The sequence below is a fragment of the Enterococcus sp. DIV0358 genome, assembly GCF_051713465.1.
GTDB classification, from domain to species: domain Bacteria; phylum Bacillota; class Bacilli; order Lactobacillales; family Enterococcaceae; genus Enterococcus; species Enterococcus faecalis.
Genome location: NZ_JBIOPX010000001.1, coordinates 2776393 through 2798566 on the forward strand (window position 1 = coordinate 2776393; position 22174 = coordinate 2798566).

The 22174-nt window shown below is 40.1% G+C and carries 20 protein-coding genes; 2 read left to right on the forward strand and 18 right to left on the reverse strand.

Annotated elements, in window-relative coordinates; all coding sequences use genetic code 11:
- Positions 1-177 precede the first annotated feature (177 nt).
- The 13 genes from IGK70_RS13360 to IGK70_RS13420 form a co-directional block, all read right to left on the reverse strand.
- Entirely contained in the window at positions 178-5142 is a 4965-nt protein-coding gene (locus IGK70_RS13360; protein WP_438775322.1) for an Ig-like domain-containing protein, read from the reverse strand.
- A gap of 741 nt (positions 5143-5883) precedes the next feature.
- On the reverse strand, positions 5884-6753 hold the full coding sequence (citG, locus tag IGK70_RS13365) for a triphosphoribosyl-dephospho-CoA synthase CitG (RefSeq protein ID WP_104855408.1): 870 nt from the start codon (positions 6751-6753) through the stop codon (positions 5884-5886).
- A gap of 6 nt (positions 6754-6759) precedes the next feature.
- Positions 6760-7932: an NAD(P)-dependent malic enzyme gene (locus IGK70_RS13370; protein WP_104855407.1), complete on the reverse strand. Its 1173-nt coding sequence runs from the start codon at positions 7930-7932 to the stop codon at positions 6760-6762.
- A 116-nt stretch (positions 7933-8048) separates the two neighbouring features.
- Positions 8049-9446 (reverse strand): oxaloacetate decarboxylase subunit alpha, encoded by a 1398-nt coding sequence (locus IGK70_RS13375; RefSeq protein ID WP_002359205.1) that lies wholly within the window; start codon positions 9444-9446, stop codon positions 8049-8051.
- Positions 9439-9975 carry a citrate lyase holo-[acyl-carrier protein] synthase gene (gene citX / locus IGK70_RS13380; protein WP_438775333.1) on the reverse strand — a complete coding sequence of 179 codons (537 nt, stop codon included), beginning with the start codon at positions 9973-9975 and terminating at the stop codon, positions 9439-9441. Before citX ends, IGK70_RS13375 begins: the two co-directional genes overlap by 8 nt.
- On the reverse strand, positions 9968-11500 hold the full coding sequence (gene citF, locus IGK70_RS13385) for a citrate lyase subunit alpha (protein ID WP_002355996.1): 1533 nt from the start codon (positions 11498-11500) through the stop codon (positions 9968-9970). The genes citX and citF overlap by 8 nt, the downstream gene beginning before the upstream one ends.
- A 2-nt stretch (positions 11501-11502) precedes the next feature.
- Complete coding sequence (gene citE / locus IGK70_RS13390; RefSeq protein WP_002355998.1) at positions 11503-12390, reverse strand: citrate (pro-3S)-lyase subunit beta; 888 nt, start codon at positions 12388-12390, stop codon at positions 11503-11505.
- Positions 12378-12686, reverse strand: coding sequence for a citrate lyase acyl carrier protein (gene citD, locus IGK70_RS13395; protein WP_002355999.1), 309 nt, complete (start codon positions 12684-12686; stop codon positions 12378-12380). The genes citE and citD overlap by 13 nt, the downstream gene beginning before the upstream one ends.
- Before the next feature lie 5 nt (positions 12687-12691).
- A complete protein-coding gene (gene citC / locus IGK70_RS13400; RefSeq protein WP_002368656.1) occupies positions 12692-13684 on the reverse strand; it encodes a [citrate (pro-3S)-lyase] ligase in 993 nt (330 codons plus the stop codon).
- A 32-nt stretch (positions 13685-13716) separates the two neighbouring features.
- Positions 13717-13851, reverse strand: coding sequence for an OadG-related small transporter subunit (locus IGK70_RS13405; protein ID WP_002356001.1), 135 nt, complete (start codon positions 13849-13851; stop codon positions 13717-13719).
- A 21-nt stretch (positions 13852-13872) separates the two neighbouring features.
- A complete protein-coding gene (locus tag IGK70_RS13410) occupies positions 13873-14988 on the reverse strand; it encodes a sodium ion-translocating decarboxylase subunit beta (protein WP_002383526.1) in 1116 nt (371 codons plus the stop codon).
- Positions 14989-15017: 29 nt separating this feature from the next.
- Positions 15018-15419: an acetyl-CoA carboxylase biotin carboxyl carrier protein subunit gene (locus IGK70_RS13415; RefSeq protein ID WP_002363547.1), complete on the reverse strand. Its 402-nt coding sequence runs from the start codon at positions 15417-15419 to the stop codon at positions 15018-15020.
- Positions 15403-15765 carry a hypothetical protein gene (locus IGK70_RS13420; RefSeq protein ID WP_002356004.1) on the reverse strand — a complete coding sequence of 121 codons (363 nt, stop codon included), beginning with the start codon at positions 15763-15765 and terminating at the stop codon, positions 15403-15405. Before IGK70_RS13420 ends, IGK70_RS13415 begins: the two co-directional genes overlap by 17 nt.
- Positions 15766-16169: 404 nt before the next feature.
- Between IGK70_RS13420 and IGK70_RS13425 the strand changes: the two genes are divergently transcribed.
- Positions 16170-17567, forward strand: coding sequence for a CitMHS family transporter (locus IGK70_RS13425; RefSeq protein ID WP_104853898.1), 1398 nt, complete (start codon positions 16170-16172; stop codon positions 17565-17567).
- Between the two features lie 133 nt (positions 17568-17700).
- Positions 17701-18396, forward strand: a complete 696-nt coding sequence (locus IGK70_RS13430; protein WP_104853899.1) for a GntR family transcriptional regulator — start codon at positions 17701-17703, stop codon at positions 18394-18396.
- A gap of 43 nt (positions 18397-18439) precedes the next feature.
- Here IGK70_RS13430 and IGK70_RS13435 read toward each other — a convergent pair whose 3' ends face one another.
- The 5 genes from IGK70_RS13435 to rpmH all read right to left on the reverse strand — a co-directional run bounded on the left by IGK70_RS13435 (position 18440) and on the right by rpmH (position 21652).
- Positions 18440-19162, reverse strand: coding sequence for a response regulator transcription factor (locus IGK70_RS13435; protein WP_104855404.1), 723 nt, complete (start codon positions 19160-19162; stop codon positions 18440-18442).
- A gap of 177 nt (positions 19163-19339) precedes the next feature.
- The gene (gene jag, locus IGK70_RS13440) at positions 19340-20116 is read right to left on the reverse strand and encodes an RNA-binding cell elongation regulator Jag/EloR (RefSeq protein WP_002361456.1); all 777 of its coding nucleotides are present in this window, start codon (positions 20114-20116) and stop codon (positions 19340-19342) included.
- 14 nt (positions 20117-20130) lie between these two features.
- Complete coding sequence (locus IGK70_RS13445) at positions 20131-20958, reverse strand: YidC/Oxa1 family membrane protein insertase (RefSeq protein ID WP_002356010.1); 828 nt, start codon at positions 20956-20958, stop codon at positions 20131-20133.
- Complete coding sequence (rnpA, locus tag IGK70_RS13450) at positions 20958-21314, reverse strand: ribonuclease P protein component (protein ID WP_002356011.1); 357 nt, start codon at positions 21312-21314, stop codon at positions 20958-20960. Before rnpA ends, IGK70_RS13445 begins: the two co-directional genes overlap by 1 nt.
- A gap of 203 nt (positions 21315-21517) precedes the next feature.
- Positions 21518-21652, reverse strand: a complete 135-nt coding sequence (gene rpmH / locus IGK70_RS13455; protein WP_002356012.1) for a 50S ribosomal protein L34 — start codon at positions 21650-21652, stop codon at positions 21518-21520.
- Positions 21653-22174: the final 522 nt, after the last annotated feature.

The window sequence follows — 22174 nt, forward strand, 5'->3', positions numbered from 1 at the left end:
AAAATTCAGGTTGGATTTAGCACTTTCACTGCTTGTTCCTTCGATTTTCTGAAAATAGAATAGCACATTTTATTCTATTTGGCAATTTTTCTTCATTAAATGGAACGAGAAAACGTATCATTGAGTGGGGAATTCTCAATAATACGTTTTCTCATCTATAGGAATTAAAGGAGAGAGCTAGTTTTTACGTTTGCGTTTGATGATTCCCATGCTCGCAAGGAGTGCGACAAAGGCGCCAAACAAACTTGTTGTCACGGCTGAGGACTCTTTTTCACCTGTACTAGGTAAGTAGCCTGTTTTCCCGTGATTTCCAGTGCCATAACTGATGGTACTTAGTTTAGGGTGGTAGCCACTACCATTTGTACCGAGGCCATTGCCTAGTGAACCTAAGCCAGAACCTGTTGTACCTAAACCAGAACCTCCATTTGGATTTGAACCTGTGTTTGAACCATTTCCATTATTCCCGCCAGTTGCGCCATTGTTTCCTGTGTTGCCGCCTGTATTGCCGTTATTTCCGCCAGTGTTACCATTGCCTCCTCCAGGATTTTTTGGGTCGGCTGGCGTCATGAAGGTTGTAGCCGTACTGTAATGTCCTGCGCCATCGGTAGCTGTCGCAAGTAAACTTTGTTGAGCAGTCGCTTGTCCCGCTGTTAATTGGATAGCGAAATTGCCTTCAGCATCGGTGGCACCTACAGCAATCACACTTCTTAATAGTCGGTTACTAATTTGAATGATTCGGTTTGGTTCAGCTGTTCCTTTGATGAGGTAGCCGGCTTTAGACGTTCCTAAAACTGAAGAAACAGTTGGTGCCGCAATTTTAATCTCTGGTTCTCCCGTAATATCGGCCGGCGTCATAAATGTGGTTTTTGGACTCACATTTCCTTGTGTATCTGTGGTTAGTGCGGTTAATGTTTCTTTTTCTGTTGCTAACCCTGCTGCAATATGAACGGAGAAGGTGCCTCCAGTAGTTGTACTGCCACTTGCCAATAATTGTTCACTGCTATTGTAAAATTGAACCGTGACATTTGGATCAGCAGTTCCAGTGACTGTATAGCCATTGGCTTTGTTTCCTTCAACCTTCGTAATAGTTGGCGCCGCTAAAACAACATCCGCTGGAATAACGGCTGTAGCTGGTTGACTTTCATTACCTGCGCCATCTTTGCTAATAATCGTAATCGTTTCTCCTGGTGTCACTACGCCAGCTGGTAGAGTCACCGTATATTGGCCGGTTTCGTTAGCAGTTGTAGCAGCAATGATGGTTCCGTCTGCGTCACGGACATCAATAGTGGTTTTTGGCTCCGCCGTTCCAGTGATTTCGTAACCTTTACTAGAATTTCCGGTAATAGAATCAATGGTTGGTGTGGCTAAGTCGGCTGGTGTAGTTGCTGTAGCCGGCTGACTTTCTTTCCCTGTTGCATTTTTCGCTACGACAGTTATTGTTTCGTTAGCTGAGGCCTTCCCTGGCTCTAAAGTCACTGTGTATTTGCCATCAGTTCCAGTAGTTTCCATGCCAAGGACTGTGCCATCGGCGTCACGCACCTCGACTGTTGTACCAACTTCTGCTGCTCCTACTACTTGATAGCCTTTTGTCGTGCTACCAGTGATTTTGTCAACAGTAGGTGTCGCGACTGGTGCATCTGGATCAGCAGGTGTTTTGAAAGCAGTCGGATTACTTTCTTTCCCAGCAGCATCTTTTGCAATGGCAGTTAAGGCTTCGTTGGCTGTTGCTGTGCCCGTCGGAAGAGTGATTGTAAAGGCGCCAGCACCATCAGTCGTTCCCGTAGCAATAACTAAACCTGCTTCATTGTGAATCTCAATGGTGACATTTGGCTCTGCCGTGCCAGTTACTTGATACCCAGTAGCAGTTGTTCCTGTAACAGTCGTCACAGTCGGTGCTGCCACGGTTGCATCTTCAGGGACCGTCACTTCCGTTGGTTGACTTTCATTGCCGTCACCGTCTTTTCCAACAACTGTTAATGTATCACCAGGATTAGCGGCTCCCACTGGAAGGTCCACAGTAAAGTTTCCTTGATCATCCGTTGTCGTTGTACCAATAATTGTTCCATCTGGGTTACGTACTTCAATGGTGGTATTAGGGTCCGCCGTCCCAGTGATTTCATAACCAGTTGTTGAATCTCCAGTAATGTCACCAATTGTTGGTGTGGTAACATCAGCGGGTGTCATAGCTGTAGTTGGTTGACTCTCAAGTCCAGTATCATTTTTAGCAACTACATTCACTGTTTGTTTCGCTGTTGCTTTTCCTGAAGCTAACGTCACAGTATATTGGCCAGTCGGTCCAGTTGTTGCGGTGCCTAAAACTGTTCCGTCTGTTGCACGAACTTCAATGGTGGTGCCAAGTTCAGCGGTACCTGTCACTTGATATCCTTGTGTTGTATTCCCGGTTACTTTGTCGACACTTGGCGGTGCCACTACTTCATCTGCTGGTGTTTGGAAGGTTGTCGGTGTACTTGTATTGCCAGCAGGATCTTTGGCTAACGCTGTCAATGTTTCATTCGCATTTGCCGTCCCAGCTGGAAGGTTCACAGCAAAGGAACCAGTCCCATCGGCAGTCCCTGTTGCAATCACGTTCCCATCTGCATCACGAATTTCGATGGTAGCATTCGGATCAGCGGTGCCTGTCACCTGATAACCAGCAACTGAATTACCTGTTACTCCTGTTACAGTTGGTGCTGTAACCGTGGCATCAGAAGGAACAAGGACTTCAGTCGGTTGACTTTCATTTCCCGCGTTATCCTTTCCAATCACTGTTAACGTATCCCCAGGATTGGTCGTTCCCGTTGGTAGTGTGACAGTAAAATCACCATTCGCATCAGAGGTACCTGTACCAATGACTGCCCCAGCTGGATCACGAACTTCGATTGTTGTGTTAGGGTCTGCTGTTCCTGTAATTTCATAACCCGAACCAGAGTTACCTGTGATGTTATCAACTGTTGGTGCAGTGACATCAGCTGGTGTTGTCGCCGTTGCTGGTTGACTTTCCGTGCCACTAGCGTTTTTCGCTACAACGCTCAGCGTTTGATTTGCTGTTGCTGTTCCTGGAGCTAAAGTCACTGTATATTTTCCATCAGTTCCAGTTGTTGCAGTACCAAGGACCGTGCCAGCTGCATCGCGAACCTCAATGGTGGTGCCAACTTCAGCAGTCCCTTTGACCTCATAGCCTTTTGTTGTACTACCTGTTACAGTCTCAACAATTGGCGTCGCCACGGGCGTATTAGGATCCGCTGGCGTTTGGAACGTTGTTGGCGTACTTTCTGTACCGCTGGCGTTTTTCGCTACGGCGGTTAACGTTTCATTGGCGCCTGCTTCACCTGCGGGAACGGTAACTGTAAATGCCCCTGTCCCATCAGCGGTACCTGTACCTATTACGGTGCCTCCTACATTTCGGATTTCAACCGTGGCATTGGCATCGGCAGTTCCTTTAACTTCGTAACCTGCCGTTGAATTACCTGTCACTCCTGTGATTGTTGGTGCGGTTACGGTTGTCTCATCCGCTGGTGTTTGGAACGTTGTTGGCGTACTTTCTGTACCGCTAGCGTTTTTCGCTACGGCGGTTAATGTTTCATTGGCGCCTGCTTCACCTGCGGGAATGGTAACTGTAAATGCCCCTGTCCCATCAGCGGTACCTGTACCTATTACGGTGCCTCCTGCATTTCGGATTTCAACCGTGGCATTGGCATCGGCAGTTCCTTTAACTTCGTAACCTGCCGTTGAATTACCTGTCACTCCTGTGATTGTTGGTGCGGTTACGGTTGTCTCATCCGCTGGTGTTTGGAACGTTGTTGGCGTACTTTCTGTACCGCTGGCGTTTTTCGCTACGGCGGTTAACGTTTCATTGGCGCCTGCTTCACCTGCGGGAATGGTAACTGTAAATGCCCCTGTCCCATCAGCAGTACCTGTACCTATCACGGCACCTCCTGCATTTCGGATTTCAACCGTGGCATTGGCGTCGGCAGTTCCTTTAACTTCGTAACCTGCTGTTGAATTGCCTGTTACTCCTGTTACGGTAGGTGCGGTTACTTCACTAGTAGTACCTGCAGCAAAATAAATGTTGGATACACCGTCTGCTGTTGCTAATAAATTAACGTCTAAAAGATCTGTTTGAACGACTGTTCCTACAAAACGAGCATCTAAATTATTGGATAAATTTTGAGGTGTTGAAACGGTAGTTGGTAAAGTAACCGTAGTTGCGCCTAGTAAAGAAGCATCCACTAACTCATTCACACCTGAACCACCAACTGCTAATAAAGGCAAAGCACCTGAAACAGCCACGTTTACCGTGCCTTTGACAGGAAGCAAGGCTGCATTTATGGCTGTAGCGACAAGATTACTTGGGATACTGGTTCCTTTTGCCTCCAAAGCTTGAACGGCCGCATTCAAATCTTGTAAGATGTTTGAAACATTTTGGGCTAAAACTAACCCTAAACCATCACTAATCGGTGCACTAATGTATGAGCCGTCAGCTGCTAACGTTTCTGGAGCTGTAAATGAAGCAGCACCTAAGTTTTCAATGTTATTCACTAATTCCAACTGACGATTCACTTCCGTCAAATCAATATCAACACCAGTTAAATTCCCTAACGCTCCACTGGTAATTTGAGTAATGACATTGGTTAAATCATTGGCTGCATTCAAAACGGCAGTCAAAAAAGTAACTTTTGAAAGATCAATCGTAACGTTGGTATTGATTGCTGCGCTGCCTGCTGCAGCTACATTTCCTCTTAACTCAGGAGGAACCACTAACACCGCTTGTTTTTGTCCACTAAACACAGCGGAAGCATCTGCTAAAGCACCACCAGAAACAGTGAAATTAACTGGTTGATTTTGGTTTGCGGCTGTCCAACGATTACTCGTTGAAGTGCCACTGTCATTATTTGACGTAACATTTGATAATAGTTCGATATCCAAGACCGCTGCTGATGCACTGATTGCGCCAGAGGTAACAGCTATACTTACAGGGATTGCTAATGACGTAAATAATAAACCACTTGATATTGCTAAATTAAGCATCTTGCGTTTTGTCCATTTTTTATGCTGACTTTTCCGATTAAAATCCTCAACAATTTTCTTTTTCATCTGATCGTCCCTCTTTTCTTTAAAACAAACGATAAATACCGAGATCATTAGCTTCCCCTAGTTGTTCATCTCCCCCTTTAGCGATTTAAATGGATTTAACACCTGCAGTTTAGTACATTTCCTCAGCTTTTCAAAATATAATGCTGTGAATTTTTATATAAAAATTCATTTGATAACAAACGTCTTGCATATGTTAAAAAACTCACTAATTCATTAGTGAGTTATTATACAATGAGAGGAAAATGAGGAAGTTTATACGTTTCTCCCCAATCATTAAAGATAAATAAATTATTTTATTATAACTTATCGTTTGATAAATCGATAATTAAATAACGGAAAATTTTTTTATTTTTTTGAGAAATTCCACTATTATTTTTTCTGCTTCTTTGACTGTTTTTATCAATTTTATGGCTGTAAGTCATAAAAACTTTACATCAAAAAAATGACTCTAATCTATAACAATTTTTTCTGTTTTTAAGATTTTTTTTATGAAATTTTTTATATTAAAAAAATTTCATAAAAAAAGGCGACAGCCGTTTTTGAACGAATGCCGCCTTTTAGACAAACAAAAACCTGATTCTAAAAGAATCAGGTTTAGGAAAAGCAAATCAAGATTCGCTTCAACTGTTTATCATCGTATTTGTATACTCTGATAAGAATGATTTCGTAATAAAATATACTGTGTTTCGTGGTATTTGTCAATCGCTTTCTTGAATTCTCTTGAGACCTTTCCATAAGCATATAAGGTCAAAATAACTGACCAAATCAGCGTTGTAACTATCTTTTTAATTAAGGCGTCAGCCAATTTAATTTCATTAGTTTATCTAAAAACACCACCAAAATTAAAGCATCTGCACTGCCACCAATACTCCAATTTTTTTCTTTGAATAAGTGATTCAATCTTTCTAAGCAAAGGGTTCCCCGTAACGTTTGTGTCCCCCCTAAAGCAAAATATTCCTGGATTAACGGTTGATATACTTCAAAAATTTGGACATTCTGACTTCGTTTAATCAAATTCGTATCCTCAACATAGAGCGATAAATAAAGGAGCGTATCAATGAGTTTTTGTTGTTGTGTGCCTTGATGTTTTTGATAATAAGGCACTCCCTGTTCAAAGACAGCGGGATAACCTTGTTGCGCCTCACCACGGATTCCAGTCAAGCCATGCTGAACAAATAGTCGTTCACCCCAAGTTAGTTTTTCTAGCTCATTCGTAGCGAGGTTTTCAAAGTCAGCCAATAAGTCTTGCGTCATTGTTTGAAGCGTTTGTTGAAACAATTGTAAGGTGCAAGGGGTCTCCCAAATCATTAGACGACCACAGATAGCTAAAAAAATACCTAGAGAAAAAATCGCTCCTTTATGTGTGTTGATCCCTTCTGTTGCCTCAAACATCGCTCGTTCTGCTTCTAAACCAACTTGTCGAATCGCGCGAAATGTTGCCTCAATCGGCAAATGACGTAGCTCTGTCCCAGCTTGAACGAAGGTATCAAAATAAGGAGTCAAAACTACACTACTTTCTAAAAAAGTGAAAACATCCATATCTTGATGGGCGCCTGCATCGACTGGATCCACCAAGCCTGGTTTATTTAAACAGGTCACTTCGTAAAGTAGTGCCAATTGTGCTTGCTGCGCTAATTTACTCCTTGCTTGCTTTGTCATTGCCTTTTACGTCCCTTCTTCTGCCGTGGCCTTCTCTTGTTTTATATAGTCTAGTACAGCATTAAAAACCGTGTCAACTACGCCGCCATCAAATACATTAGGTATAAATTTTTCTGCTGTGGGTTCTGAAATCATAGCGGCCAAGCTTCGTGCTACTGTCATTTGCAAACCGACATCGACTTTTCTGCCTTTCGCTGCCAATAACCCTTTAAAAAGACCTGGAAAAGCTAAAATGTTGTTCACTTGATTCGGATATTTGGAAGAACCAGTTGCTAATAAACGGACGCCATTGGCTTGGGCGAGGGCTGGTTCAATTTCTGGTTTAGGATTTGCTAAAGCAAAGATAATTGGGTCTTGGTTCATTGATTCAATCAGGGCTGGCGTTAGCACATCCGCTTCTGATAAGCCTAAAAAAACATCCTGATTGACGACAGCGGTGGCTAAATCTTTGTTTTCTACTGATGGTTTTATTACCTGTCGAAGCAAAGCACGTTGGTAAGGATTCAATGTCGGGTCTTCTTCTCTTAAAACACCTTGGCGATCTACTAAGGTGAGATGCGTAATCCCCGCTTGAATACATAACTTAGCGGTCGCTACACCAGAAGCACCAACTCCGTTAATCACCACATGTAATTGATTTAAAGGTTTTCCTTTAATTTTAGCTGCGTTGATTAGCCCAGCTAAAACGACAATGGCTGTGCCTTCTTGGTCATCATGATACACAGGAATGTTCAAACGTTGTTGAAGTTTTTCTTCAATTTCAAAACATTTTGGTGCAGAAATATCTTCTAAGTGGATTCCTGCAAAACTATTTTGTAAATTTTCAATTGTTTGAACCATCTCGTCCACTGATTTTTGTTCCAGCGCTAAAGGAATAGCATCGACCCCCGCCAAATTTTTATAAAGCAAAGCTTTGCCTTCAACAATTGGCAAGCCCGCTTGCGTGCCCATATTGCCGAGACCCAGAACAGCTGACCCATCTGTAATAACCGCAATTAACTTACCACTAATGGTCCACTCGCGCGCTAATTCATGATTTTGAGCAATCATTAAACTCAATTCTGCGACACCAGGTGTATACATTTTGGCTAAATCATGATGGTTTAATACCGCTTCTGTTGCTTCAAGACTTAGCACACCAATATTTTTTTGATGAATTGCTAGAACTTCTTCTAACACATTGTCACTTCCTTTCACGGGCTGCCTTTTTTCTATTTGATGAAGCAAGGGTTTGAACAACCGTTATCGTCGCTCAAACCCTTGCTTCTTTATACATTTGCGGAGCACTTGCCGTTCTATTCTGGCAAGTCAAGTTTGACTGTCACTTTCTGTAACGGTACATCGTAAAAAGGATCTTCACGACGTCCTAAAAAGTCTTTTCCTTGTTGTGGGAACATCGCATATAATAGGACATCCTCTTCAGATTTTGCATATTGTTGGATTTCATTTTCTAAACTATGCAACTCTGGTTTCAATAAATCCGCCGGTCGACAAGTGATTACCTCTTCATCCCCGATGATTTTTTGTTTAATCTCTTCTGCGATAGGTGCTGGTGATTTACCGTATTCCCCGCGCACATAATCTTTGATTTCATTCGGTATTAAGGAATATCTTTCCCCAGAAATCACATTCATTAAGGCTTGTGTTCCGACCATTTGTGAAAGCGGCGTAACTAGTGGCGGATACCCTAAATCCGCTCTTACTTTAGGTACTTCAGCTAAAACTTCTTCATATTTGTCTTGTAAACCTTGCTCCGTTAATTGACTTAATAAGTTTGATAACATACCACCAGGCACTTGATAAATCAAGGTTTTCGGTTCCGTATCTTTAACTTTAGGGTTTAAAATGCCTTCACTTCTAAAGCGATCACGAATCGGATTGAAATAGTCAGCAATCTCTGTTACTTTTTCCATATTTAAACCTGTTTCAAAGCCTAAATCTTCTAACGCAATGGCTACAGATTCTGTGGCTGGTTGACTCGTACCGCCAGCGAAAGAAGAAATAGCTGTATCGATGATATCCGCACCTGCTTCAGCGACTTTTAAATAGGTCATCTCAGAAATACCACTAGTCGCATGCGTATGCACCTCTAAAGGTAAATCAATGGCATCTTTCATTTTGCTCACTAATTCAAAACCAGTTTGTGGCGTCAAAACGCCTGCCATATCCTTAATACAAATGGAATCCGCTCCTGTTTGACTTAATTCTTTGGCTAATTTTACAAAGTAATCGATGGTATGAATTTCACTCGTGGTATAAGAAATCGCTGCTTGACAGTGTCCGCCAGCTTCTTTTGTTGTTTGAATTGCTGTTTGTAAATTACGGACATCATTCAAGGCATCGAAAATACGAATAATATCAATCCCATTTTCAACTGATTTTTCGACAAAGGCCCGAACCACATCATCAGCGTAATGACGATATCCTAGTAAATTTTGTCCTCGTAATAACATTTGAAGTTTGGTATTTTTAACTTCTTTGCGAATTTGGCGAAGACGTTCCCAAGGATCCTCGTTTAAATAGCGGACACAGGAATCAAACGTTGCCCCGCCCCACATTTCTAATGCATGAAATCCTGCCTCGTCCATTGTTTTAATAATCGGCAGCATATCTGAGGTTGGCATCCGTGTTGCAATTAAACTTTGTTGTCCATCCCGTAGCACTGTTTCTGTAAAACGAATTTTTTTACTCACTTGGCTGCTCCTTTCGTGTCAAAATTATTTCTGTTATTTTTTCTTGCATTGCTTCAAGGCTGTGACGTCGATTTCGTCCACAGACTTTCGCCTCTTCTTGGCAAATAAAACAGCGCCGTGGTGGCAAGCCTAAATCTCCTCGATGAAGGCTTTTTAGTTCCTCATTTCCCCATAAAACATCTAGGTCCACTAAACGACCATAAGGATGTGTTTCTTCAATTTTGACCATTCTTTGTTTTAACTCTTGCGGGGCTAACGAAACCGCCAAATAATATTCAGGACCTATTTTTTCATTCCGGTAAAAATTAATAATCGGTACTTGATCCAGCAATTGTTGCTCGACTTCGTCAATTACTTCTAAAAAAACAGCCGTTAAAGTGGGCGAATTTTTTACTTCTCCAGGAATATTCATTGTGGCAGATAAGAGACTAGCTTCTGGTGCTGTTTCTAACAACTCCTTCTGTGTGGCAGCTCTTTGTTCGCGAGCATCCAACATCTCTAAAAGTGTTACTTTTTCCCCATTAAACATTGCGTACCACATCAATTAGACTACCATCTCGGTATTCAATTAACGCAACAACTTTGTCTCCATATTTAATTGGTTCCGGGGTGCCAACAATGTTGTAGGCTTTGTCTTTCAACTCTTCTAACGTAAACTGAGGAACATCTAAGGTTTTAAAACAATCAATTAAGTCTGTTCTTTTTGGATTGATTGCAATGCCGACTTCTGTTACTACGACATCGACACTCGTACCTGGTGTAACGACTGTATTTACTTGCTCAACGATTGTTGGAATCCGTCCACGAACAAGTGGTGCAATCACTAGACTCATTTTACAAGCCATACTTGTATCGGAATGTCCGCCAGAAGCACCACGGATGACACCATCTGAACCAGTAATGACATTTACATTAAAATCTGTGTCCACTTCTAAAGCAGATAAAATAGCTGTATCTAATTGATTAATAACCGCCCCTTTGCTAAGCGGTGAAGCATACATATTGGCATCAATTTCATAATGATTGGCATTTTCTCCTAAAGAAATAGCTGATGGATGATCAAAGTCTTGGACGTCAATAATTTTTTCTACTAAACCTTCTTCCAAAAGTTCCACCATTGCATTCGTAATTCCGCCTAAAGCGAAACTTGCTTTAATACCATCTTTAAGCATTTGTTCTCTCATGAACCGCGTAACTGCTAGTGAAGAGCCACCTGTTCCTGTTTGGAATGAGAAGCCTTCTTTGTAGTAAGGAGAATGTGTAATTATTTTTGCGGCATATTCAGCAATCAATAATTCTTTGGGATTCTTTGTAAAACGTGTTGCGCCTTTGGCAATTCCATCTGGATCACCAATTGCATCAATTTCTACCACATAATCAACATCTGTTTGTGGAATACTAATAGGGGTATTAGGATATGGCACTAATGTGTCAGTAATGATGACCACTTGATCCGCATATTTTGCATCGACCATCGCATATCCAAGAGAACCACAGGTGGCTTTTCCTTTGGTTCCATTCGCATTTCCATAAGCGTCTGAACTTGGTGCACCTAAGAAAGCTACATCAATATGGATATCGCCTGCTGCTACTGCCCGTGCCCGGCCACCATGTGAACGAATCACCACAGGATTTTCCATGATACCTGCTGAAATAGCGGCTCCTACTTTATCTCTCAAACCTGAAGAAGTAATGTTGGTGACTACTCCATTTTTAATGTGTTCGATCAAAGGTTCATGAACATTTGCAATTGAACTAGGTGCAATCGAAATATTTTTCAGCCCCATGGCGGCAATCTCGGCTAAAACTAAGTTCATCACATAGTCTCCTTCACGGAAATGGTGATGGAAAGAGATGGTCATGCCATCTTTTAAACCTGTTTTTTCAATAGCTTCACGAATACTTCCTAAAAGTTTTGTCTCCCGAGGTTTCACTGGTTTAATTGCTCGGCTCGCTTCTTGATACGCATCAATGTGTGCTAATTCTCCTTCATAAATGCCGTATTGCTCTGCATAAGATTGAGGAATGTCTTTGCCTACTTTATTTACTACCATGTCTATATTTCCTCCTCGGTAATTAATTTAGCCGCCAATGCTAACGCAATGACCCGTTCAGCTCGTTCAACAATTGGTTTATCAACCATTTTTCCATTTACGGAGATAACACCGGAACCTTTAGCTTCGGCTTCCCGAATGCCCCAGATTACTTCCTTAGCATTCTGGATTTCTTTTTCTGTTGGCGCATAAATAGTATTAACTAATGGGATTTGACGAGGGTTAATCACCGATTTCCCATCGAAACCTAGCTGTTTAATCAAACGAACTTCGGCTTCAAAGCCTTCCGTATTGTCTACATCTGAATAGACCGTATCAATAGCTGCAATCCCAGCTGCTCGAGCGGCATGTAAAATCATGCTACGAGCAAAGAATAGTTCTTGGCCATCTGGATGGCGCCGTGTTTTCATATTGGTAACATAGTCTTCGGCGCCTAACGCGATGCCAATCAAGCGAGTTGAACTTTTGGCAATCGCGGGCGCATTTAGAACACCTTCAGCCGATTCGATAGCAGCCATCATTTTCGTTGTTCCTACGGGAATGTCATTTTGCTGTTCTACTTCTGTAATGACTGCCTCGACATCAATGATATCTTGGGCTGTTTCTGTTTTTGGTAAACGAATCACATCGACACCAGCTAAGACCATTGCTTCAATATCTTCTGCGCCACCGGCATCTAAAGCATTGATCCGAACAACAATTTCAATATTGCCATAATCGAAAGTTTTCAAAGCAGAATGGACTAAAACACGGGCAGAGTCTTTTTCTTTTAATGAAACTGCATCTTCTAAATCAAACATGATTGAATCTGCCCCATACAAAGGTGCATCTCTTAGCATTGCTGCGTTCGCTCCAGGGACAAACATCATTGTTCTTCTTAAACGTTCCATGAGTCCAACTCCTTCCAATCATACGTTTCTTTTTCAGCGCCTCGATGTAAAACTGTAATCATCCGAGCTTTGATTGTACAATCTAATGCCCCTTTATCAATCGCCTTGACCGCAACGCCTTGGACATCTAAATGTTCCAAAGTTGTCGTAATCACCTGACGAATTTGATTGCCAAATTGTTTTTCGACACTACTTTCTAATTCAATGGTATTTTCTGTTGATTCAATGGGTTGGACGGTAATCATAATATCACTTGATTCTACTGTTCCTGCAGTAGCATTTTTGATAATCTTCACTTTCTTCACCTCATTAGTTTCTTGTGTTCTACTAAGTATTGATAACTTGTTGCTGGTAAAAACTTCTTGAGTGTCTCTTTGTCGCCTTCAGCCATCGCTTTGCGAACTTTCGTCGCACTAATCAGCTCTCCACCAATCGCTAATCGCGGGACAATGGTTAGCGTTATCGTTTGTCCGAAAACTTGTTGCATTGCTTGATTGTAGACATCGGTCACTTCTGAATAAGGCTCTTCTCCCACATAACGTTGCTGAATTTCAAGTATTGGCGCAATTCTTTCTTTAAATAACGTTGCATCAAGCGTTGCTTGAATTGCAGCTACCTCTAATGGCGCTTTTTCTTTCAAAAAATAGGTAGGAAAAGTCGCAGACGAAACTAAGTAATCTTCTGTAGATAGGACTGTCACATTGGGTAAATGGGCTACCCCTTTTTGCACCATTGCGAAACGTGCTTCTTTTGAAAACAGCGATTTATCTTCAGATAAAACAAACACATAAACGTGCGGACTTTCTTTGGCTGCTTTTTCGACTAAGTACTGATGGCCTTTCGTAAAAGGATTTGCATTCATGACAATGCTACTGGCTGGTCCTGCTTTTTTATGCTGTGTCAGGTAACCAAGATAATCGGCAAAATCTGGTTTGCCTTGCTCCATAAATAGCACCTCTTGATTCGCAACCACTTTTTGAAAGCCTAGCGACTGAAAAATTTGTTCATTTTTTGGTTTTGTATACAAAAAACTGTGTAATTGGTTTTCTTCTCTCAGTTTTTCAAGTAGATGAACCACCAATTGGGTTAACAAATTTTCAGATTGATATTTTTTACAAACGGCCACGCACTTAATCGTTTTGCCTGAAAGCGAGCCAGAGGCGATTAATGCTGTGTCATCATATATGCCAACGGTGTAATCAAGTGCTTCTGTCGTTTGCAATGCGGCTTTTTCCATTAATTCGCGCCAAGCTTGATAAGCTTTTTTATCTTTTTGCAACCAGATTCTTTTCATTGTATATACGCTGCTCACAGCAATAACCTCCTTTATTTTTTAATTGGAAATAATTTTGTTAGTAATTTAGATGCTAGATAAATGATAAATAAAACAACGAAAACGCCGCCCCAACCAAAACCTAACAGTTCAAAAGCAATTTTTAAATCTTCCATGTTAACAGACATGTATTCGTTCTCCTTTCCGTCCTATGTTAAAAAGGCTAATAGTAAGCCACCAGCAATTACAGAAGCGATTTGTCCTGAAACGTTGGCACCAGCAGCATGCATTAAAATAAAGTTTTGTGGGTCTTCATCCGTAGCCATTTTTTGAATGACCCGACTAGACATTGGGAAAGCGGAAATACCCGCAGCACCAATCATTGGATTGATTTTTTCTTTTCTAAATAAATTCAAGAATTTAGCAAAAAGTACGCCGCCGACTGAGTCCATAATAAAGGCGACTAACCCTAAGCCAATAACCATCAACGTATCGACTTTTAAGAACTCTGCATAGTTCATGCTAACGGAAATAGATAGTCCTAGCAAGATACTAATAATATTCACCAATTCATTTTGAGCTGTAATGGATAAGCGATCCAAAACGCCACATTCTCTTAATAAGTTCCCAAACATTAAGAAACCAACTAATGGTAATGACACCGGCGCAATTAACCCTGCGACAATCGTAATAACAACCGGGAAAAGAATTTTCGCTGTTTGAGAAACTTCACCGGCCCGATAAGTCATACGGATCCGACGTTCGGCTTTCGTCGTCACTGCTTTAATCGCTACTGGTTGAATAATCGGAACTAACGCCATGTAGGAGTAAGCGGCAACCATTATGGCCCCCATGTATTTTGAATGTAAGGTATTTGCTACGAAAATAGACGTTGGGCCATCAGCGGCACCAATAATCCCGATCGAAGCAGCATCGTTTAAATCAAAACCTAATAAAACAGCCATAATAACTGTAAAGAAAATCCCAAACTGTGCAGCGGCACCAAACATCAACATAAACGGATTTTGTAACAATGGACCGAAATCAATCATTGCCCCAATCCCAATAAATAATAATAACGGGAATAACTCTGTTTTTATTCCAAAATCAAAAAGAACATTAAACGGACCAGGCTCGCCGCCAGCGCTCAATACGCCGGAATTAGGAAAGTTCACTAAAATCGTTCCTAAACCCATCGGCACTAAAAGTGTTGGTTCATACTCTTTTTTTATTCCTAAATACATTAATAGTCCACCAATCAGCATCATCACAATGCGTCCTGGTTCTTGGCCCATTCCTATAACACCTTGAATCAGTGTCTCCACACAAATCACTTCCTCTTCTTAAATTAATTCTAGTTAATTGTTATTAATGGTTCCCCTGGATTCACAATTTGGCCTTGGGTAACATGAATTCCTGTTACCGTACCTGCTTTTCCTGCAACGATTTCATTTTCCATCTTCATTGCTTCTAAAATTAACAATGGTTGGTTCTCGGACACCGTATCACCAACATTGACTAATACTTTTAACACAGTTCCTGGCATTGGCGCAGGCATTGCATCTGCTCCTGCTGGGGCGGCTGGCTGTGCTGCTGGCGCTGGGGCTTCTTCAACAGCAGGGGCTGGTGTTTCTGTCGTAGCAACTGGCGCTGTTGGTTGTGGTGCAACAGGTGCTGGTTGTGGGACGCCACCGATTTCTTCCATCTCGACTAAATATTCTTTCCCATCAATTGAAATTTTAAATTTGCGTAACATAATGATCCTCCTCAAGGTTTTGTTTTGAAATTCTTTTGACAACTAGCTGAGACTCTTCTGAAAGCTCTGCAGCTATACTGGCTGCAATAATGGCAACTTCTTTTGCTTCTGGATTTCGTTTTGCGATTTTTTTGATAACAAAACGACTTTCTGGAAACTCTCCTGCTGCGATGGCAGTGGCCACAATACTTACCAATTGATATTCTTTTGGTTCAGCAGGAATATATGCTGGTATATCTATCCATCGCTTTTCCAAGTTATCCGCTTCACGTTGGATAACGCTTTCATTAATCTCGGTATCCTGCGTGTGTTGCTCTTTCTTGAATAAGGACTTAAATAGGCCCATATTGTCTCTCCTTTCACTAATTCTTGGTATACGTTCATTATAGAAAAAACCGTTAAAAAACCTAGTGAAAACACTAGCTCAGATTGTTCTTTTATTGTTTATTTTGTGAAAAAAACTCTGTAAACATTGGTATATAAGCATTTATCAGCCGTTAAGATTCTATTAATATTATATTAAGTTATTAATAAGAATTTGATTGTTGAATTGTTTTTTTGATGTTCTTTTTGTTTTAGGCTATTTATTCTCTGCGAAAGTTTGTATATTCTCACACTATAGACAAACACAAAAAATATTTTTTGTTGTAAACCAGAATACTGTGAAACATTTCTCATGGCTATTCTTTTTTATTAACACCGGTTGTTAACGCTTACAAAAAAGTTCTAAAAAAAGAAAGGAAGAAAAACATGTTACTCACTATTTTAGCTTATGGTATGATTATCATCTTTATGTATGTAATCATGAAAAAGAAATTGTCACCGTTTACATCTTTAGTAATTATTCCTCTTATTTTTACTTTGATTGCAATTGCAACTGGAGTAGCGAGTCCGCCACCTGGTGCTGACGGCGTTGTCCCTGAAGTCAACATTGGGAATTTCGTCTTAGATGGGATCTCAACTACTTCAAAAACTGGTATTATGTTACTATTTGCCATTCTTTACTTCTCTATTATGTTGGATGCTGGTTTGTTTGATCCAATCACCAAAAAAATGATTTACTTTGCCAAAGGCGATCCGATGAAAGTCTTGATGGCTACTGCGGTAGTTGCTGCTGCTGTTTCCTTAAACGGCGATGGAACAACAACGACATTAATTTGCTGTTCTGCATTTATCCCGATCTATAAAAAACTTAATATGAAAATGATGAACTTAGGTGTGCTTGTTATTTTACAGAACACCATTATGAACTTATTACCTTGGGGTGGCCCAACAGCTCGTGCTATGGCTGTACTAGAAGTGGACGCCGACATCCTTTCTTATTTAGCACCTGGTATGATTTTATCTGTATTATATGTTATCTTCTTTGTTGCTTATCGCATGGGGAAAAAAGAACGTGCCCGCTTAGGTGTGACAGCTCTTACCGATAAAGAATTAGAAGAAATGACTATTGTTAACGATCCTGAGTTATTAGAAATTCGTCGTCCAAAGAATTTTGCTTTCAATGGTATTTTAACGATTATCTTAATCGGTTGGTTAGTCCTAAGCTCCTTCGTAGGTCAATTAGGTTTGCCTTCATGGATTGAAATGCCTCCGCTATTACTATTCCTAGTCGGTACTTGTATCGCCTTAATGATTAACTATCCAAAATTAAAAGATCAAAGCAGCCGCATCAGTGCAAATGCTGGTGACGCTGTACAAGTAGTTATCTTAGTTTTTGCTGCTGGCGTCTTCATGGGCTTATTCCAAGGTTCTGGTATGGCCAATGCCTTAGCAAATAGCTTTGTTAATATTATTCCAAAACAATTAGCCGGCGCTTGGGGCTTAGTGATTGCGTTCATTTCAGCACCAGGAACATTCTTTATTTCAAATGATGGCTTCTATTTTGGTGTGATGCCAGTTCTTGCAGAAGCTGGCCGTTCTTATGGATTTGATAACATGTCTATGGCTTTAGCTTCTTTAATGGGACAAGCATTCCACTTATTAAGTCCATTAGTAGCATTTATCTACTTGTTATTACGTTTAACTGGCTTAGATATGGGTCAATGGCAAAAAGAATCAGCAAAATACGCTTTAGGAATTTTCGTTATTTTTATCGTAACCATTGTTGCGTTAGGGCACATGCCTCTATTTATTCCACAAAATTAAACGTTATCATTGAAACCGTAGGAGTGCCTTTTCTCCTCGGTTTTCTTTTCATTTAGTCTTTTCTTGCGTTATATTTTCATTTTTAATATTATATTTATTATCTACAAAAATAACATATAAGGAGGTGCCTCATATGAATCCAACAGTTGAAGCAGTAAAACGGAACTTAGATTTAACCAGCAGTAAACCTCTAAAAATTTGTACCTATGAAGCCTTTAAAAAAACCATTATTTTAGGGGATATTCCTGCGGGTGAACGGATTAACGAAAAAGAATTTTCCGAGCAATTAAACATTAGTCGGACGCCCATTCGCTTTGCTTTGCAAGAATTGGTCAAAGAACAATTGGTGGAACATATACCTATGGTGGGTATCGTTGTCAAAGGGATTAGTATGAAAGATGCTTATGAAATCTACGATATTCGTAAGTCTTTAGACACATTAGCAACCATTAAAGCCATGGAACTCATGACACCAGAAGATTTTGATGAACTGGAAGCCTTACTTCATCAAGGTGAGCAATACAACAAAAATGACCAAGTAGATGACTTACTACAGAACTTTTCAGATTTTAATTCCTTTATTTATACTAAGAGTCAGATGCTACGTTTAAAAAAAATTGTGACTGATCTCCATGCTTACTTAATCTATTTCAGAGATATTGCGATTCGTGCCTCAGAACGTCGCAGTATTGCCCTAGAAGAACATTGGTTAATTTTCCGCGGAATGAAAACAAAGAATATTGACCAGATCACACTTTTAACCCATGAACATCTAAATCGTTCGCTTCAATTTATTTTGAAAGAAATGGAACGTCGGCAAATTGAATAAGCCAAAAAGGCCCGCAGTTGAACTAGCGACTGCAGGCCTTTTTTCATTTTTTTTGTTCACAACCATTTGGCGTAAAGGTATAACCAATGCCCCAAACAGTCCGAAGGTAACAAGGTTCTTTCGGGTTTTCTTCTAATTTACTTCGTAAACGATTAATAAAAACCATAATCGTATTCGCATCGACATCCCCGGTCCCCCAAACACTGCTGTAAATTTGTTCTTTAGAGAATACTTGCTCTGGATTCTCCAGAAAAAATTGAATTAATTGAACTTCTTTTGAAGACAATGAAATAGGTAAATCCTTTTTAAATAGTTGATAACGACCATAATCAAAACGGAAATCGCCTACCTGTAGCTCTTCTTTTTTATAAACATTCAATTGTTTTCGAATCATTCGAGCTCGATTCAACGAAGCAATCACCTGAGCCTTAAAAACATTCAAGGAAAAAGGTTTCGTTATATAACTATCCACGCCCATTTCCAAGGCTGCAATGATATCCTCTTCTTCTTTTTTGCTACTAAAAAAGATAATTGGCACTAGTGGATATTTCTCTCTAATCATTTGGACTAAGTAGTAACCATCGCTGTCATGTTCCAAGTTATCATCTAAAATGAACAAATCAAAGGTAACTCTGGACACAATATCTTTTGTTTTTTCAATTGATTCACTTTGGTAAATAAGAATACCTGTTGATTGTAATGCTTTCCAAATCAAGCGACGAACTGCTGCATCATCATCTACAACCAGTATTTTCTCCGTACGCATACCTGTTGCTCCCCCTACGTCTCTTTACAAAACTTTTTCATTTGAATTTACTACTGGAGTAATTACTGATTATCATAACATAAAAAAAGAAACGGAGACGGCTAAAAAATCATTTAACAAAGAAACGTTAGCAACTATTCAGTCCCTGCTGAGAGTTGCCAACGTTTCTTTGTTTGTTTAAAAATACTTCTTAACTGGTTCAACCACTAAATACCGATAAGGTTCATCCCCTTCAGAATGGGTTTTGATTTGCTCATCTTTACTTAGCGTGTGATGAATTTGTTTTCTTTCAAAAGCCGGCATTGGTTCCAAGAAGACTGGCCGCCCAGTGCGTTTGGCTTTTTCCGCGGTGCGTTTCGCTAAACGTTCCAAAATTTCATGACGTTTTTCACGATAATTTCCGACATTCACAACAATCGATAGCTTATTGCTTGCAATGCGGTGAATAAAGACTTGCGCTAAATACTGTAACGCATTTAACACTTTTCCGTGTTTTCCAATTAAGATACCTTGTTTTTCTGTTTCTAAATGGAAGATAATATTGCCATTCTCGCGCGCTATGCGAACCATGGCAGGGGCGTTCAGTTCATTTGAAATATTCGTTAAATACATCGCTAATTCAGTAATAGCAGCTTCATCTTCCAGATTTTCTAAAGAATGTGTTGATTCCTCTGAGAGACTAGGAATTGCTTCGGTTAATTCCTCAACTGCTTCTTCCACTGCTGTTGCTTCATCGGCAACAACAATATCTTCCACTGTTTCTTCGACCGCTTCTGTGACTTGCTCACTAATCGTTGGTTCCATTGAAATTTGGGCAAGTTTTTTTCCTAGACCTAAAAATCCTTTTTTTCCTTCGTCTAACACATCAATTGTAACATCCTCTTTGGTTAAACCAAGTGCTTGTAAGCCTTTCTGCGTTGCTTCTTCGATTGTATTTCCTTCATAAATCGGCATCTGAACGACCTCCTTTATTTTTTCTTCCCTTTTTTCTTAGGACTTTTTGCTCGTTCAAGCGCTCGCTCCCGTGCTTTGGCTTGACGTGCTGCTTCCTCCCGCTCTTTACGGATTTTGAATGGATTGTTTAATAACAATGTTTGCCCTGTTTGGAAGGCATTTGAGACCACCCAGTAAAGAGATAAACTGCTGGCTAATGAAATCCCCATAAAGAAGATCATCGCTGGCATAACGTAATTCATAATTTTCAGTGAGGCATTTGTTTCTAGTTGGCTCATACTTGAAAGATACGTACTAGCAAACGTAAAGACAGCTGCTAAAATCGGTAAAATTAAATACGGATCCGGCTTATCGAGGCTTAACCACAAGAACGTTCCTTCTTTTAACTCAGGCACGCGTGAAATGGCTTGATACAAAGCCATCATGATTGGTAGTTGAACCAACAATGGTAAACAGCCAATGTAAGGATTCACATTATTCTCTGCATACAAACGTTGCTGTTCTTCTCGGAATAAGCGTTGTGTTTCAGGATCTTTTGAAGAATATTTTTGTTGCAAGGCCTTTAATTGCGGTTGCAACTCTTGTGTTTTACGCATACTCTTCGTTTGGAAATGCATCAACGGCAATAAAATAATCCGGATGACTAACGTAAATAGGATAATCCCAATTCCGACACTGCCGCCTAATGATAGGAACTTAATCGCTTGGGCAAAATAATAAACAATGTATCGATCCCAAATTCCTGTACTACTTTCACTTACGGGCGCGGTTCCGCAGGCGGATAAAACAAAGACTAAGGTCACTAACCCAGCCATTAATAATAAGCGCTTATACTTCTTCACTACTCAATTCCCTCTCTTACATCTAATATTTTAGCTAAATTTAACACATGTGTTAAATTAGCTTTCACTTCTTCAGACGATAATTTTTCCAATCCTGGACGTGCAATCACGATAAAATCAATTTCTGGAGAGATACGGTCTTTTAATTGAAATAAACTCGCGCGGATTTTCCGCTTCACAGCATTTCTTGTGACCGCGTTTCCAATTTTTTTCCCAACAGAAATCCCCACTCGAAAATGGGCTTGTTGTGGTTTCTCTAAAACGTACACCACGAAACGACGATTTGCACAAGATTGTTTTTTATTAAACACCTGTTGAAATTCTTTTTCTTTCTTGACACGGTAGGACTTTTTCATCGGCATCCCTTTGTTTCTATATTTTTTTACTTCTTAATAATAATAGCATATTTCCGCTCTTTTTTAGTAGCCTTTTCTATAGAATCCTGCTTTCTTTTATTGAAAACAGAAAAAGAACCCTTAGTTATCTTCACATCTTCCAAAAAATTATGGAGATAACTAAGGGTTCTTAGAAATTGACTGTTTAAAAGACCAGACCATCATTAAGCAGAAATAACTTTTCTACCTTTACGACGACGGCTTGCTAATACGCGACGGCCATTTTTAGTGCTCATACGTTTACGGAATCCGTGAACTTTTTGGCGTTTACGTTTGTTTGGTTGATACGTTCTTTTCATGCAATTACACCTCCTGAAATTGTAACTATCCATCAATATATAGACATACTTTGATAGTATAACGAGTAATAGGGTCTTTTGTCAATAAAATTTAAGAAATATTTCCTGAGAAAGATTCGTTTCAATTATCCACAAATTAAATTTTCCTGTGAGTAGCTTGTGGATAGTTTCCCACATTTTTTTCTGTTCACAGCCATTTTTCCACTAGTTTTACACAAAAAAACAGCCTGTTAAAAAGTTTTGCACAGGTGTTTTTTTAGCTGTTGATAAGTTCTTTAAACATGATTGTGTCAAGCTTAATTATTCTCAACTTTTTGTGGATAACTCATTCAAAAACCACTTTCTTCCGCAAGTGTCGACACCCTGTGGAAAACTTTTTTCACCCTTGTGTACTTTTTTTCCACATTGAACAATTGCTTGTGGAAAAAGTTTTAAAAAAATGCTAAAATCGACTATGCTCATTCTTTTAAGTTATCCACATTTTTTAGATAACCAAAATTTAAACATATAGGAGGTCACTGT

What these genes read in the sequence shown, in the direction of transcription:
- IGK70_RS13405 (WP_002356001.1), bottom strand. Translation starts at nt 13,851, where the DNA reads ATGTCTGTTAACATGGAAGATTTAAAAATTGCTTTTGAACTGTTAGGT.
- citF (WP_002355996.1), bottom strand. Translation starts at nt 11,500, where the DNA reads ATGGTAGTAAATAAAGTAGGCAAAGACATTCCTCAATCTTATGCAGAG.
- IGK70_RS13425 (WP_104853898.1), top strand. Translation starts at nt 16,170, where the DNA reads ATGTTACTCACTATTTTAGCTTATGGTATGATTATCATCTTTATGTAT.
- IGK70_RS13360 (WP_438775322.1), bottom strand. Translation starts at nt 5,142, where the DNA reads ATGATCTCGGTATTTATCGTTTGTTTTAAAGAAAAGAGGGACGATCAG.
- citE (WP_002355998.1), bottom strand. Translation starts at nt 12,390, where the DNA reads ATGGAACGTTTAAGAAGAACAATGATGTTTGTCCCTGGAGCGAACGCA.
- citG (WP_104855408.1), bottom strand. Translation starts at nt 6,753, where the DNA reads ATGACAAAGCAAGCAAGGAGTAAATTAGCGCAGCAAGCACAATTGGCA.
- IGK70_RS13420 (WP_002356004.1), bottom strand. Translation starts at nt 15,765, where the DNA reads ATGGGCCTATTTAAGTCCTTATTCAAGAAAGAGCAACACACGCAGGAT.
- citC (WP_002368656.1), bottom strand. Translation starts at nt 13,684, where the DNA reads ATGAAAAGAATCTGGTTGCAAAAAGATAAAAAAGCTTATCAAGCTTGG.
- IGK70_RS13435 (WP_104855404.1), bottom strand. Translation starts at nt 19,162, where the DNA reads ATGCGTACGGAGAAAATACTGGTTGTAGATGATGATGCAGCAGTTCGT.
- rnpA (WP_002356011.1), bottom strand. Translation starts at nt 21,314, where the DNA reads ATGAAAAAGTCCTACCGTGTCAAGAAAGAAAAAGAATTTCAACAGGTG.
- citX (WP_438775333.1), bottom strand. Translation starts at nt 9,975, where the DNA reads ATGTTTAATGGGGAAAAAGTAACACTTTTAGAGATGTTGGATGCTCGC.
- IGK70_RS13430 (WP_104853899.1), top strand. Translation starts at nt 17,701, where the DNA reads ATGAATCCAACAGTTGAAGCAGTAAAACGGAACTTAGATTTAACCAGC.
- jag (WP_002361456.1), bottom strand. Translation starts at nt 20,116, where the DNA reads ATGCCGATTTATGAAGGAAATACAATCGAAGAAGCAACGCAGAAAGGC.
- IGK70_RS13415 (WP_002363547.1), bottom strand. Translation starts at nt 15,419, where the DNA reads ATGTTACGCAAATTTAAAATTTCAATTGATGGGAAAGAATATTTAGTC.
- rpmH (WP_002356012.1), bottom strand. Translation starts at nt 21,652, where the DNA reads ATGAAAAGAACGTATCAACCAAACAAACGTAAACGCCAAAAAGTTCAC.